The organism is Nitrosomonas sp. sh817, assembly GCF_030908545.1.
Lineage (GTDB): Bacteria > Pseudomonadota > Gammaproteobacteria > Burkholderiales > Nitrosomonadaceae > Nitrosomonas.
Genome location: NZ_CP133083.1, coordinates 2,765,185 through 2,778,996 on the forward strand (window position 1 = coordinate 2,765,185; position 13,812 = coordinate 2,778,996).

At 48.5% G+C, this 13,812-nt stretch carries 12 protein-coding genes; 6 read left to right on the forward strand and 6 right to left on the reverse strand.

Features of this window, described 5'->3' with window-relative positions:
- Positions 1-18: 18 nt before the first annotated feature.
- The 5 genes from RBH92_RS13095 to def form a co-directional block, all read right to left on the reverse strand.
- Complete coding sequence (locus RBH92_RS13095) at positions 19-2,196, reverse strand: ATP-binding protein (protein ID WP_307932448.1); 2,178 nt, start codon at positions 2,194-2,196, stop codon at positions 19-21.
- Entirely contained in the window at positions 2,196-2,660 is a 465-nt protein-coding gene (locus tag RBH92_RS13100) for a DUF4390 domain-containing protein (RefSeq protein ID WP_307932449.1), read from the reverse strand. The genes RBH92_RS13095 and RBH92_RS13100 overlap by 1 nt, the downstream gene beginning before the upstream one ends.
- Positions 2,661-2,805: 145 nt before the next feature.
- On the reverse strand, positions 2,806-4,083 hold the full coding sequence (gene rsmB, locus RBH92_RS13105; protein ID WP_307932450.1) for a 16S rRNA (cytosine(967)-C(5))-methyltransferase RsmB: 1,278 nt from the start codon (positions 4,081-4,083) through the stop codon (positions 2,806-2,808).
- Positions 4,076-5,032 carry a methionyl-tRNA formyltransferase gene (gene fmt / locus RBH92_RS13110; protein WP_307932451.1) on the reverse strand — a complete coding sequence of 319 codons (957 nt, stop codon included), beginning with the start codon at positions 5,030-5,032 and terminating at the stop codon, positions 4,076-4,078. Before fmt ends, rsmB begins: the two co-directional genes overlap by 8 nt.
- Before the next feature lie 121 nt (positions 5,033-5,153).
- Entirely contained in the window at positions 5,154-5,657 is a 504-nt protein-coding gene (def, locus tag RBH92_RS13115) for a peptide deformylase (protein ID WP_307932452.1), read from the reverse strand.
- A 96-nt stretch (positions 5,658-5,753) separates the two neighbouring features.
- On the opposite strand from def, the gene RBH92_RS13120 reads away from it, so the two are divergent.
- The 4 genes from RBH92_RS13120 to RBH92_RS13135 all read left to right on the forward strand — a co-directional run bounded on the left by RBH92_RS13120 (position 5,754) and on the right by RBH92_RS13135 (position 11,088).
- Positions 5,754-6,788: a LysM peptidoglycan-binding domain-containing protein gene (locus RBH92_RS13120; RefSeq protein WP_307932453.1), complete on the forward strand. Its 1,035-nt coding sequence runs from the start codon at positions 5,754-5,756 to the stop codon at positions 6,786-6,788.
- 11 nt (positions 6,789-6,799) lie between these two features.
- A complete protein-coding gene (dprA, locus tag RBH92_RS13125) occupies positions 6,800-7,900 on the forward strand; it encodes a DNA-processing protein DprA (RefSeq protein WP_307932454.1) in 1,101 nt (366 codons plus the stop codon).
- 59 nt (positions 7,901-7,959) lie between these two features.
- Positions 7,960-8,418 carry a Smg family protein gene (locus RBH92_RS13130; protein WP_292924922.1) on the forward strand — a complete coding sequence of 153 codons (459 nt, stop codon included), beginning with the start codon at positions 7,960-7,962 and terminating at the stop codon, positions 8,416-8,418.
- Between the two features lie 153 nt (positions 8,419-8,571).
- Complete coding sequence (locus RBH92_RS13135) at positions 8,572-11,088, forward strand: DNA topoisomerase III (protein ID WP_307932455.1); 2,517 nt, start codon at positions 8,572-8,574, stop codon at positions 11,086-11,088.
- 117 nt (positions 11,089-11,205) lie between these two features.
- On the opposite strand, the gene RBH92_RS13140 is transcribed toward RBH92_RS13135, so the two are convergent.
- On the reverse strand, positions 11,206-11,451 hold the full coding sequence (locus RBH92_RS13140) for a hypothetical protein (protein ID WP_292924920.1): 246 nt from the start codon (positions 11,449-11,451) through the stop codon (positions 11,206-11,208).
- A 272-nt stretch (positions 11,452-11,723) separates the two neighbouring features.
- Here RBH92_RS13140 and aroA point away from each other — a divergent pair, with 272 nt between their 5' ends.
- Both aroA and cmk read left to right on the forward strand, forming a co-directional pair.
- The gene (aroA, locus tag RBH92_RS13145) at positions 11,724-13,043 is read left to right on the forward strand and encodes a 3-phosphoshikimate 1-carboxyvinyltransferase (RefSeq protein WP_307932456.1); all 1,320 of its coding nucleotides are present in this window, start codon (positions 11,724-11,726) and stop codon (positions 13,041-13,043) included.
- Between the two features lie 37 nt (positions 13,044-13,080).
- Positions 13,081-13,761, forward strand: coding sequence for a (d)CMP kinase (cmk, locus tag RBH92_RS13150; protein ID WP_307932457.1), 681 nt, complete (start codon positions 13,081-13,083; stop codon positions 13,759-13,761).
- Positions 13,762-13,812 lie beyond the last annotated feature (51 nt).

Sequence of the window (13,812 nt, forward strand, 5' to 3'; positions counted from 1 at the left end):
AGCGAGTTATTTCCGTTTCTAACTATGTGTCAATTTACTGTTTCCGATTGCATGGTTTTTTTCGATCGCCGGCAGAATAATCGAAATTTGCGCGCCGTGCGGCTTGACGTTTTCAATATGAATCAATCCTTCATGTTCCTCAACGATTTTTTTGACGATCGGCAACCCCAGACCGGTTCCCTTAAGCTTTGTGGTCACATAGGGCTCAAACACCCGGGCTTTGATTTCGTCGGAAAAACCGCAACCGTTATCACGCACACTCAATTGCACGCCGCCATGGACCGCTTCAGTTTTCACCGTAATTAATGGCTCTGGTTCATCAAGCAGCGCATCTTGCGCATTTTGCAGCAAATTGTGCAGCACTTGCCGCAACTGCGCTGAATCCCCTTTAACCGCCGGCAAATCTTCGGTCAATTCTTGCCGGATTTGGATATGCTTGCTTGTCTCCGAAGCCATGCTCGCGGTTTCGTACAGTGACAAAACTTCCCGCACCAGCCGGTTGAAATCAAGCTGGCGCAACTCCAGTTCCGGAACGCGCGCATACTGGCTAAATTCATTGACCATCCTTTTAAGCGCTTCCACCTGATTGACAATCGTTTCGGTGGAACGCCTCAATATCTTCGCATCTTCCTCACCGAGTTTATTGATCAATTTATGTTGTACCCGCTCGGCGGAAAGTTGAATGGGCGTTAAAGGATTTTTTATTTCGTGCGCAAGCCGGCGCGCCACCTCTCCCCAAGCTACAGCACGCTGAACTTGCAAAAGATTGGTAATGTCATCAAAAACCACCACGCCGCCGCCGCCCGATAGTTTGGGTAATCGCGTACCTCTCAAAAGCAAAACCTGATTGTGACCATCCTCTGAGCGCGTCAATTGGCGCTGCCAAACACCAAGTTCTTCGGAATTAAATCCCTCCCGGATTTCCGCAACCAACGCATCGAGCCGCGGCTCTTTGCCCACGCATCCTTCAATAATTGAACCATCCAGACTGATTAATGGCACCTGCAAAATTTTTTCCGCGCTTCGATTCGCTTTAGACAAAACCAACTGTCCATCAAACACCAGCACACCGGATGAAAGATTGGCCAGAATACTCTCCAAATGCGCGCGCGCGCTTTCGACCGCCTGTTGATTATGCTGAGCCGCCGCGCGCGCTTCTTCAAGCTGCTGCGTCATCAAGTTAAACGACTCCGTCAGCACACCCAATTCGTCCCTGCTCTGAACCAAATGACGGCGGCTGTAGTCACCTTGCGCGATCGCACGCGTGCCTTCCGCCAACATGCCGAGCGGCGCGCTCAATCTTTCACTCAACAGCGAAGCGGATGCTAACGCCGAAAATAGCGATAGCAACAATGCCAATGTCAGCGTAACGCTGTATAACCGGGTTAATCCTTGCCGGGACAAAGAAAGCTCTTGATAATCCTGATAACCTGCCTGCACGCGTTCAGCATCCTTGGCCAATTGCCGCGGGACCGGCTGCAATAGCTGCAACATGCGGATATCTTCCTCCAGGCTCAATACATTAACCGGAGAAACCACCCGCAGATACAGGCCTTTATCGGGAACCGACTCGATTGCGCTATAAGCCTTTTGAATTCTGATATGACGCATGGCCGCTGCATTAGGCGCATCCGGAAACAATGCCGAATTGCTGTCGCTGGAAAAAGCGATTACCTTGCCATCCTGATTGAACAGCGTTGCCTCTTCCACTTGCGATTGCAATAATAGCTCGTTCAGTACCAGCAACGGCGGATTAGAGGATTCCGTCAGAATCAGCGCGGTTGTCTGCGCTTTCTTTTGCAGCTCGGCCAATAAATTCTCGAGCATGGTATGCCCGAGATTCAAGCCGCCTTCCAGCGCCCGGTCGACTTTCACGTCGAACCAAGACTCAATGCTCTTTTCGAGAAATTGCACCGACACGGCATAAACCAAAGCTCCGGGCAATATCGCCATCAATGAGAAAATCAGCATTAAGCGAAGCGCCAGCCTGGAACCGAATACACCCGACTTCAGCCGCCGCCTGAACCGCCACATCAAAAATCCCACGATCACCATGAGAAACAATACAAAGGCAATATTAATAACGAGCAGCAAGCGGTATTTCCGCTCGAAGAACTCGGTATTGGCACCGGCTGTGGCTAGCAGGAAAAGCATCACGGCTCCCAGCCCTGCTCCCACAATCAGCACGTATTTCATTACCGGTCCTTATAGTCGAACGGCTGTTCCGGCACCGGCAGCTTCATGCGCCATTCCAGTTTCTCCGAGCGCAAATTCCATTGACTGGAACCAAGCGCTTCGATCTGGAATGGTTTAGGCATACGCGTCAGGTCGAGCCAAATTCGTATCGACGCAATATAATCAGCATCCTGTTTCAACTCGGCTTTGACAGTCACCGGATAGTCCCGCAATTGCCCCAATGCCTGTAAAGCTTCTCTCAAAGAGTTATAGCTTTGTGCGAATGAAGGATGATTTAAATGATATTGCCGTGTAAGCGCATAGTAGCGAAGCCCGACACGGTATTTACTGCGCGCGACTTCCTCGTTCAACCAATACCAGCGTGAATCAATCAAACTGAATTTCGTTACAAAATAAAGCACGATGCCTTTCTCGAGCGCTTGCTCCAAAGTCGCATTCAGCGTGATTTCAGAGTCCAGGCTCATTTCATAACCCCTATCAGTCGCCGACAAACTGAAGGATCTGATTTGAATGCTTTCTGCTTGAGCAATAGCCATCGGAAGCAGCAACAGTACCAGCAATTGCACAAGCAGCCGTACGATCTGCGACAGCCCTCCCTTTTGACAAGAGTCAGTTTTTTTGCAGCAAGGCATAAAAAAAACCATCATGTTGAGTATTCGGTAACAGTTGGCCATCGACCGGGATTTCCCCACCTAACGGCAACAAGCGCGCATCAGGATGTGATTTAAGGAACTTCTCGATCTGGTTGATATTTTCTTCAGCAAAAATTGAGCAAGTCACATAAAGCAACTTACCATCCTTATTTAAAATTTTCCACAATGCATTCAAAATTGATCGCTGCGTTTTTACAAACTTGACCAAATCACTCTCGCGGCGCAACCATTTGATATCGGGATGACGGCGCACCACACCGGATGCGGAACACGGCACATCCGCCAAGATCCGGTCGTAGCACCGCCCATCCCACCAGTCACTGGTTTTTTCAGCATCTCCGCAGACTAAATGTTCAGCAGTCAACTGCAAGCGTTCAAGATTCTGCCGGACCTGTTCGAGCCTCGATGCGTCATTATCCAATATCGTCAGCGATACACTGGCGGATTCCAGTAAATGCATGCTCTTTCCGCCGGGCGCAGCGCAAGCATCCAGCACCCGCATTCCATCCCGCACATCCAGAAGCGGCGCCGCCCGCTGAGCACCGGCATCTTGCACGCTGACCCAACCTTCGGTGAAACCGGGTAATTGCTCCACCACAAGCGGCCGCTCCAATTGCACGGTATTGGATCCAAGCCATTGCGCTTGTATCGCATTCCCGGCCAGCAGCCGGCAATAATCGTCTACCGGAATCTTGCGCTGATTCACTCGCAAGGTCATGGGCGGACGTTGATTGCTTGCTTCCAAAATAGTTTGAAAGTTGTGCGGATATTGCTGACGTAATTTGCCGATCCACCATTGCGGGTGAGAATAACGTCCGGTATCTCCAGCTGCCGCTTGCTCCACCAGGGATTCGCGCTGCCGGATGAAATTGCGCAATACCGCATTCACCAACCCTTGCATTCCCTTTCCACCGGCCAATAGCCGGGATGCCGAAACAGCCTGATCAACGATGACATGGGGCTGAGTCTTGCTGTAAAGCAACTGATATAAGCTTACCAACAAAAGGCGGGTTAAACATTTATCATGAAGTGGTTTTGTTAGCAAAGCATTCAAAATGGCTTCCAGTTGCCCGTAAAAGCGCAACACACCATAACTAAAATCCTGAATGGCGCCTTTTTGTTGCTTGGATAACGCCGGATCTGCGCGCCAGAGATTCACCAAAACTTCGGTCAAACTCGCCCCGGCCATTACTTTCCCGACTATGGATGCTGCAGCCAATTGTGTTTTAATCATGCGCGGATGCCGAACCCTCGATGGCTTCCAGAAACTCGCCAAGAATTCCCTGATTGCCAGCCAGAAAATCTGCGGCAGTCATTCTTTTGCCGCCGGATTTTTGCAGCATTTCTATCTGCAGCGCACCGGAACCGCAAGCCACCACGATCCCATCCGCACTCAATGCGACAATCTCACCCGGTTTACCTTCACCGCCATGAATGGCCGACGCTTGCCAGATCTTTAACAAATGATTACGAAAAAAAGAATAAGCACCGGGGCTTGGATTAAACGCGCGCACCATCCGGCTGATCTGTTGCGCAGTCTGCCGCCAATCGATTTCCGCTTCCGCTTTGGTAATTTTAGCGGCATAGCTCGCTTGGCTCTCATCTTGAGGAATAGGCGTCAACTGGCATTGTTGCAGTAACCGTAAAGCTTCAACAATACTTTGTCCGCCCAATAAACTGAGTTTGTCGTGCAGCGACTGGGTGGTATCGTCCGGTGCAATGGCAATAGCGTGCTTTAACAACATAGCGCCGGTATCTAATCCGGCATCCATTTGCATAATGGTAATGCCGGTCTCATGATCGCCCGCTAAGATAGCGCGTTGAATCGGCGCAGCGCCTCGCCAGCGCGGCAATAAGGAAGCATGGATATTCAGGCAACCCAGTCGGGGAATCGCAAGTACCGCTTGCGGCAAAATCAATCCATAGGCAGCCACTACCATGACATCGGCGTTCAACGATTGCAATTGCAACGGTATGCCGCCGCTCTTGAGCGATAGCGGTTGCAAGATTGGAAGTTGACGTTGCTGCGCCAGCAGCTTGACAGCGCTTGCGGTCATTTGCATGCCTCGTCCCGCGGGCCGGTCGGGTTGTGTTAGCACCATCACAATATCGTGACCGGTTTGTACCAACGCATCCAATGCCGTTGCAGCAAATGCCGGAGTTCCGGCAAAGATGATTTTCATATTTATGGAAAAAATTGATAATGAGATAGGCGGAGTTGCGTTGTTGCTGAAAACCGGCAAAACCAATCACATTCAACAAGAAACTTCGATTTATTTTTCTATGAGTATACGAGTATCCTTGCTACATTGTACTACGCTGTTTTTTCTTCAGCTTCGCCAGCGTCCGGGTCTGCCTCAGTTTTGACCAATATTCAACAAACACTTTTCCTTCCAGATGATCCATCTCATGTTGAATACAGACAGCCAGCAATCCATGCGCTTCCAGAACGAACGATTCGTTTTGCGCATTCAAGGCTTTAACAGTCACTGACTCAGCGCGATTCACTTTGCCATAAATCCCCGGAACCGACAAACAGCCTTCCTCATAATCCGAAAAGCCGCTGCTTGCAACAATTTCAGGGTTAATCAGCACCAATAACTGATCTTTGGTTTCGGAAACGTCTATGACAATGACACGCTCATGCACGTCCACTTGTGTCGCCGCCAGCCCTATGCCGGGCGCAGCGTACATTGTCTCCGCCATATCGTGAATCAGTGCGCGCGTTTTGTCGGTTATTTGAGCAACGGGAAGCGCTTTTTTATGCAGCCTTTCGTCCGGATATTGTAATATTTTAAGAATAGCCATAAAAAATTGTATAGTTTAGTAAACTCAGTTACCGATTTAGATCGTATCATTTGCAGGTTATTCTTCACCCTTTCCAACCAGTCACCGGGATCATCCATGCAAAAGCTTATTATAGCTACGATTTTTTTTCTAAACTTGCTTAATATCGCTACTGCAAACGCAAACGATAGCATTCTGCGTAGCGATTCGCCCAGCCGCTATGTCGTTGTACCTGGCGATACTTTGTGGGGCATCGCCTCAAAGTTTCTGAAAGACCCTTGGCGATGGCCGGAAGTTTGGGGCTTCAATCGTGAACAAGTAAAAAATCCGCACAAAATCTATCCCGGCGACATCATTCTCTTAGAAAAAACACTTTCGGGCACGCGGCTTAGGCTTGCGGGGGACGAGGAAGGCACCAGGATTGTAAAGCTCTCCCCGAAAATACGTGACGAGCAGTCAAGTACAGCGGCGATCCCGAGTATTCCGGCTACCGCCATTGAACCTTTCTTAAGACAGCCATTAGTCATAGAAAAAGACAGTCTGGCCAACGCACCGTATGTGTTGGGTTCCAGTGAAGGCCGTTTTATTTTAACGGCAGGCAGTAAAGCTTATATCCATGGACTTCCGAAAGACAAAGGTATGACCTGGCAAATTTTCCGCCCCGGAAAAGCGCTAAAAGACCCTGATCAGAAAGGGCTGATTCTGGGATATGAAGCGACCTACCTGGGAAATGCCAAAGCCGAAGTTTTCGACGCGATCAGTACGATGACGATCACGCGTGCCGCGGAAGAAATCCTCAAAGGCGATCGCCTGGTTCCTGCACCCGATACCCTATACAACAATTATGCGCCCCACGCTCCCGACTTTCAGATTAAGGGAAGAATTATTTCGGTATACGGCGGTGTTACCGAAATCGGGCGAGGTGACATCGTAACCCTGAACAAAGGTGAATCGCATGGCCTGGAAATGGGGCATGTACTTGCCATCTACCGGAGAAACCAGGTTAAATCGCTTAAAGGCGAGACGCTCCAGCTGCCTGATGAAAGAGCCGGACTGGTCTTTGTCTTCCGTGTCTTTGATAAAGTCGCTTATGCCTTAGTTGTACAAAGCACACAACCCATCAGAACGCTGGATGCCGTTAGAACACCCTGAATTTGAGTACCATGAAGCAAGCAACGGATATCGAATCATGGTTAAATCTGACTTTGATTGACGGATTAGGCGGAGAATCCATCCGGCGGCTCCTGATTGCTTTTGGTAATCCTGCCGCGATTCTTGCAGCACCGATGATTGCACTGGAACGCCTGGTGAAAAAACCCATCGCCGCACGTATCAAGCAGGGCGCCGATCGCAACAAAATAACCAATGCCATGAAATGGCTGGAAGATCCCGCCAATGCAATCATCACGCTCGCCGATACGGATTATCCGGCTCAATTATTGAACATCGCCGATCCGCCTCCCGTACTTTACTTTAAAGGCAGGCGGGAATTATTGCAGCTCCCGGCCTTAGCGGTCGTGGGCAGCCGCAATGCAACACCGCAGGGTCTATTGAACGCGGAAGCTTTTTCTGAAGCGAGCAGCAACGCCGGACTTTGCATTATCAGCGGCATGGCCTTGGGTATCGACACCGCCGCCCATCATGGCGGTTTACGCGGTGCGGCAGCCAGCATCGCGATCATCGGCACAGGGTTGGATATTGTTTATCCCGCAAGAAACCATCCACTCGCTCACAAATTGGCAAAGGAAGGCGCCTTGATCTCAGAGTTTCCGCTGGGCACCCCTGCGATAGGCAGGAATTTTCCACGGCGGAACCGTATCATCAGCGGCATGAGCCAAGGCTGTCTTGTGGTTGAAGCAGCCTTGCAAAGCGGATCTCTGATTACAGCCCGTCAAGCGTTGGAACAAGGCCGGGAAGTAATGGCCATCCCCGGTTCCATTCATTCACCGCTATCGAAAGGATGTCATGCATTAATTAAACAAGGCGCGAAGCTGGTTGAAAATACCCAGGACATCCTGGATGAATTAAATTTTCTGCCTTTATTCCACCCTGGAAATAACACTGAAAAAAAACAAACCGATCCGGTAGAACCGTCTGAGGATACCGTATTACTTGAACACCTCGGTTATGATAGCGTTGACATTGACACCTTGTGCGCGCGTAGCGGCTTGACGGCGGAAGTTGTATCAGCCATGCTATTAACGCTTGAGCTTGATGGCCGGGTTAGCAGTTTGCCAGGAGGGTGCTACCAGCGGGTTCAATAAAACTGCTGGCAACTCGCTGCATAGATTTAAAAAAATTCCAGCAATTACAAAGTACTATTATGTTCGACATACTTGTCTATTTATTTGAAAATTATTTTGACTCAGGAAGTTATCCTGATTCCGCCACATTAACGCGGAAGCTTGCCATGGCCGGATTCGCCGATGAAGATATTAGCGAAACCCTGAATTGGCTCTCAGAGCTGGAACGCCATGATATTGGCAATTATCCTGCAAGTTTCGCTAAAAACGATTCGTTCCGTTGCTACACAGCTTATGAAATCGAGCGAATCGACACGGAAGGACGAGGATTTATCTTTTTCCTCGAGCAGGCCGGTATTATCAATCCGTTACAACGCGAGTTGCTGATTGACCGGGTGCTGGCGATGGATGAAGATTCTTCCAGTCTGGAAAAAATCAAGCTGATTGTCTTAACTGAACTGTGGATTCAGAATCAGCTCACAGACGATGCCATATTGGAGAAACTACTGATTGTAAGCGACTCTCATTACCGGCACTAAAAATCCGGGAAATCGCCCTTACCGCCCGAGGGTTAATAAAAATCAATTCGCGCATGAGCATGCTTGCAATCCTAAATAGACACGCATATCAAGCCGCCTGGTCCGATCGTTACAATCGATCAGGATTAGTAAACATTTTTCTCCAGATTATTCATGGGTAAAACATTAATTATTGCTGAAAAACCTTCGGTTGCAGCGGATATTGCAAAAGCGCTGGGCGGTTTCACCAAACATACGGATTACTTCGAAAATGATCAATATGTCGTATCTTCGGCAATCGGGCATCTGCTCGAATTGGCCGTTCCTGAGGAATACGAAGTCAAACGCGGCAAGTGGAGTTTTGCAAATCTCCCGGTCATCCCGCCCCACTTCGCCTTAAACCCGATCGAGAAAACATCATCCCGTTTGACGCTATTAAATAAGCTGATTAAACGCAAAGATGTGGATATGCTCATCAATGCTTGTGATGCGGGACGTGAAGGCGAACTGATTTTTTACTATATCTTGCGCCATGTCGGATCAAGCAAGCCCGTCAAGCGATTATGGTTGCAATCGATGACACCGGATGCGATTCGTGAAGGATTTACCAAGTTATTGGATAATACCGCCGTGCAATCGCTGGCGGAAGCAGCGGTCAGCCGTTCAGAATCAGACTGGCTGGTCGGTATCAATGGCACACGCGCCATGACGGCTTTTAATTCCCAGGAAGGCGGATTTCATAAAACCACGGTCGGGCGCGTACAAACCCCAACATTGGCGATCCTTGTAGAGCGTGAAGAAAAAATCAAGAAATTCCTGCCGCAAAAATACTGGGAAGTTCATGCCACTTTTGAAGCGGCGACCGGCCAATACACAGGCAGGTGGTTTGACGAGAAATTCGGCAAGAATGCAGCGAATCAGGAGCTGAAACCCGAGCGGTTGTGGGAACAATCCAAAGCGGAAACCATTCGCGGCAAATGTTTAGGTAAACCAGGGATAGTTAGCGAGGAAAGCAAACCCAGCAAAGAAATATGTCCATTACTTTATGACCTGACAAGCTTGCAACGGGAAGCCAACGGCCGCTTCGGATTCTCCGCTAAAACAACGCTTGGATTAGCACAAGCTTTATACGAAAAACATAAAGTATTGACATATCCGCGGACAGATTCACGCGCGCTGCCTGAAGATTATATCGCTACAGTTAAAGATATCCTGCAGAACCTTGTCAATACCGAATATGGGAGGTTTTCCCAGCAGATTCTCGGATCCAATTGGGTAATACCTAATAAACGGATCTTTAACAACAGCAAGATCTCCGATCACTTCGCGATTATTCCGACCGCACTGACTTCAGCCAAGTTAAACGAAGCGGAAACAAAACTCTATGATCTGGTCATGAAGCGCTTTTTGGCTATTTTCTTCCCCGCTGCCGAGTATCTGATAACCACACGCATCACACGAGTTGAAGCCGAGCCTTTCAAAACCGATGGAAAGGTATTGGTCAATCCTGGCTGGCAAGCGGTTTATGGAAAAATGGCCAAATCCGATGAGCAGGAAGAAACGGTTTCACTGGTTGCGATAAAGCCAGGCGAAACTGTCGTTACCGAAGACATCGAGATTGCCAATCACCAGACCCGCCCCCCCGCACGCTTTACTGAAGCCACGTTGCTTTCAGCCATGGAAAGCGCGGGAAAATTCGTTGAAGACGAAGAATTGCGCGCGGCTATGAGCGCAAAAGGATTGGGAACGCCGGCTACGCGGGCCTCCATTATCGAAGGGCTGGTCCTGGAAAACTACATCCAGCGTGAAGGCCGGGAATTGCATCCCACCGCTAAAGCCTTTTCGCTTATCACATTATTGCGCGGTTTGAAGATTCCGGAGTTGATCTCTCCCGAATTAACCGGAAATTGGGAATTTCAGTTGCGCCAGATTGAGCAAGGTCATCTGAAACGCGGCTCATTCATGGAAAAAATTGCCGAGATGACCCGGCATATTGTTGAACAAGCCAAAAACCATCGCGGCGAAACCATTTCAGGGGATTTCGCGGTGCTAAAAACGCCTTGTCCCAAATGTGGCAACGTTGTGCACGAAACCTATAAAAAATTCCAATGCCAATCCTGTGATTTTGCACTCTGGAAAATACTGGCAGGCCGGCAATTTGAGGTTGCCGAAATGGAAACCCTGATTACCCAGCATGCAGTGGGACCACTTCAAGGTTTCCGGAGCAAAATGGGACAACCGTTCAACGCAATCATCCGATTGACTGATAATTTCGAAATGAAGTTTGATTTTGGCAATGAAGATGAAAACCAGGAAGAAATCGACTTCAGCAATCAAATTTCCTTAGGGAAATGCCCCAAATGCGGGCACGCGGTTTATGAGCACGGGTTGCATTATGTTTGCGAAAAAGCAGTGGGTGCAAACAAGAGCTGCAGCTTTAAAACCGGAAAAATTATTTTGGAACGCCCCATCGAACGCGAGCAAATCTCGAAACTATTGGAAACAGGAAAAACTGATTTATTGACACGATTCATTTCCAAAAAGGGCAGACCATTCTCTGCCTATTTGATCAGAACCGCGGATGGAAAAATTGGATTTGAATTTGAACCGAGAACTCCCAAAAAAACAGCGGATACCAAACCCAAATCCAAGACAACGAAAACCAAGACTTCGCGCCAGACCGCGACTTAGCGAAAAAACTAGGAAGATTGCTTTCGGCTTGTTGCCATCCTTGATTTTTTTAAGGAATAACCGGGAGCAATCAAACAACCACTCCCGGTTATTGCCATTCAATCAAGCAATACAACATTAACTATAAAATTTCAGGATGTATTTGATGACGCCGCTCGAACCCATGATAATCATGATTAGCCCGCCAACAATAGCAGCACCTTCCAGGATAATAGAAACAAAAGCACGCGCCGCATTATCAAACTCCTCTTCTCCCTGCGCATTTTTCCGGTCTTCTCTGCGCCGTTTTACCCATAACTGCAACCAGATCGCAACCGGAATAATCAGCAAAGAAAACATCAAAGCAATTTCTGCATCTTCCATTCATTAACCTCTTTCACAAAAACTATTTTTAAAATTTATTATTACACACAAGCAACGAGCTTCACATGACGTCTCCAGACCATACTCACCCGTTCACTCATCGATCATCAAAAATCAATGACGATAGATTACCTTAAACTGCATCGTCTAATAAAGATTTTTTCCCGGGTTCGAATGATCTCCACAAAATTACGTTTCTGATACATCAATAAAATTGCGCTAAAAAATTTTTTTATGGGATATCATTTACCAATTTCCACACTCAAGACACTATGAAATGGCTTGATCTTCCATTCTCAAAAGAAGCGCGCGGCAATGTGAAGCTGCCCGGTTCCAAAAGTATCTCCAACCGGATTCTGTTACTCGCCGCACTATCGGAAGGCACCACGCATATTCAAGATTTATTGGCGTCTGATGATACTGCGCGCATGCTCGAAGCCCTCACCAAATTAGGAATTACGATTTCGCAATCATCCGAGCATGATTATTGCGTAACAGGAGCTAGCGGCAAGTTTCCAGTAGCTGAAGCCGACTTATTTCTCGGAAATGCCGGCACTGCATTCCGTCCCTTGGTTGCTGTACTATCACTGATGCAAGGGCATTACCGTTTATCCGGCGTGCCGCGCATGCACGAGCGCCCGATTGCTAATTTGGTCGATGCGTTGCGGCAAATCGGTGCAAACATCACATACTTGGGCAATCCCGGTTATCCTCCCCTGGAAATCGGACCAGCCGATATGCAAAACCGGGATGAATCGTTGACGGTTAACGTGAAGGGTAATGTTTCCAGTCAGTTCTTAACCGGTCTTTTGATGGCTCTACCGCTAACCGGGAAACAATCCATCATTCATGTATCCGGTAATTTAATTTCAAAACCTTATATTGAACTGACGCTTGCCCAAATGCGGCGATTCCGTGTTGAAGTCGAACAGCGTGATTGGCAGCAATTTATTATTCCGCCGCAGCAAGCATATCGCAGTCCCGGCCAAATCAGCGTTGAAGGCGATGCTTCTTCCGCCTCTTATTTCCTCGCTGCCGGTGCAATTGGACATGGACCGGTTCGCGTTCATGGGGTGGGTCGTGACAGCGTGCAAGGCGATACCCGGTTTGCAGCGGCGCTTGAAATGATGGGCGCTAAAATTTCGATGGGAGACCACTGGATCGAAGCAAGCAGTACTGCAGCCAATGGAAAAAAACCGCTGCATGCCATTGAGCTTGACTGCAACCACATTCCGGATGCCGCCATGACACTGGCGGTTACTGCCTTGTTCGCGGAAGGCACTACCGTGCTTTACAATATCGCCAGCTGGCGATTAAAAGAAACCGACCGGTTGGCGGCTATGGCTACCGAACTACGAAAGTTAGGCGCGCAAGTCGAAGAAGGAGCGGATTACTTACGCATCACGCCACCCGCTCACGGGTTAACGCCGGATATCGCCATCGATACCTATGATGACCATCGCATGGCGATGTGCTTCTCGCTTGTTTCCTTGGGAACGCCGGTTCGCATCAACGATCCCGGTTGTGTTGCAAAAACTTTTCCCGATTATTTTGAGTTATTTTCGCAACTCGTTCACTCTCCAAAAATATAACTCGCTTGGTAACTTATTTAATACGCGAAACATCCAAATGAACATTCATACGATCCCCGTCATTACCATCGATGGTCCATCAGCATCCGGAAAAGGCACCATCGCCCAGCTGGTTGCCAATAAACTCGGATTTCATTATCTGGACAGCGGCGCGCTGTATCGATTAGTTGCATTAAAATCGCTGCAATCCCGCATTGATATTGACGATACTGTGCAACTTGCCGGCTTAGCCAGAAAATTGGATACGGTTTTTAAGGATAACCAAATTTGCCTGGACGGAAAAATCGTTACCGATGAGATTCGCTCCGAGCAGTGCGGAAACTTAGCATCAAAATTAGCAGCCCACCCGCAAGTCCGTGCCGCGCTGACTGAGCGCCAGCGCGCATTTCGTCAACCTCCCGGGCTGGTGACCGATGGCCGGGACATGGGATCGGTCATCTTTCCGGATGCAATTCTTAAAATCTTTCTAACTGCAAGTGCTGAAATCCGTGCGCAAAGACGCCATAACCAGTTGATAGAGAAAGGAATAAGTGCTAATATTGCCGACCTTTTGCAAGATATCGAGAAACGGGATGAACGCGACAGCAATCGTAGTATTGCACCTTTACAGCAATGTAGTGACGCACGATTACTGGATACCTCATCGCTAACCATATCCCAGGCGCAAGACACTGTTCTCGCCTGGTATAATGCAATCTGTGCGAAAACCAGCGCTTGAATTAAAACATTCAATTATTCTTTACGAAATTTTTATATCAAGCATCTATTA

Excerpts from the sequence above, each read along its gene's own strand:
- rsmB (WP_307932450.1), bottom strand. The coding sequence starts at position 4,083 with ATGATTAAAACACAATTGGCTGCAGCATCCATAGTCGGGAAAGTAATG.
- RBH92_RS13140 (WP_292924920.1), bottom strand. The coding sequence starts at position 11,451 with ATGGAAGATGCAGAAATTGCTTTGATGTTTTCTTTGCTGATTATTCCG.
- RBH92_RS13095 (WP_307932448.1), bottom strand. The coding sequence starts at position 2,196 with ATGAAATACGTGCTGATTGTGGGAGCAGGGCTGGGAGCCGTGATGCTT.
- dprA (WP_307932454.1), top strand. The coding sequence starts at position 6,800 with ATGAAGCAAGCAACGGATATCGAATCATGGTTAAATCTGACTTTGATT.
- def (WP_307932452.1), bottom strand. The coding sequence starts at position 5,657 with ATGGCTATTCTTAAAATATTACAATATCCGGACGAAAGGCTGCATAAA.
- fmt (WP_307932451.1), bottom strand. The coding sequence starts at position 5,032 with ATGAAAATCATCTTTGCCGGAACTCCGGCATTTGCTGCAACGGCATTG.
- RBH92_RS13120 (WP_307932453.1), top strand. The coding sequence starts at position 5,754 with ATGCAAAAGCTTATTATAGCTACGATTTTTTTTCTAAACTTGCTTAAT.
- aroA (WP_307932456.1), top strand. The coding sequence starts at position 11,724 with ATGAAATGGCTTGATCTTCCATTCTCAAAAGAAGCGCGCGGCAATGTG.
- cmk (WP_307932457.1), top strand. The coding sequence starts at position 13,081 with ATGAACATTCATACGATCCCCGTCATTACCATCGATGGTCCATCAGCA.
- RBH92_RS13135 (WP_307932455.1), top strand. The coding sequence starts at position 8,572 with ATGGGTAAAACATTAATTATTGCTGAAAAACCTTCGGTTGCAGCGGAT.
- RBH92_RS13100 (WP_307932449.1), bottom strand. The coding sequence starts at position 2,660 with ATGAGCCTGGACTCTGAAATCACGCTGAATGCGACTTTGGAGCAAGCG.
- RBH92_RS13130 (WP_292924922.1), top strand. The coding sequence starts at position 7,960 with ATGTTCGACATACTTGTCTATTTATTTGAAAATTATTTTGACTCAGGA.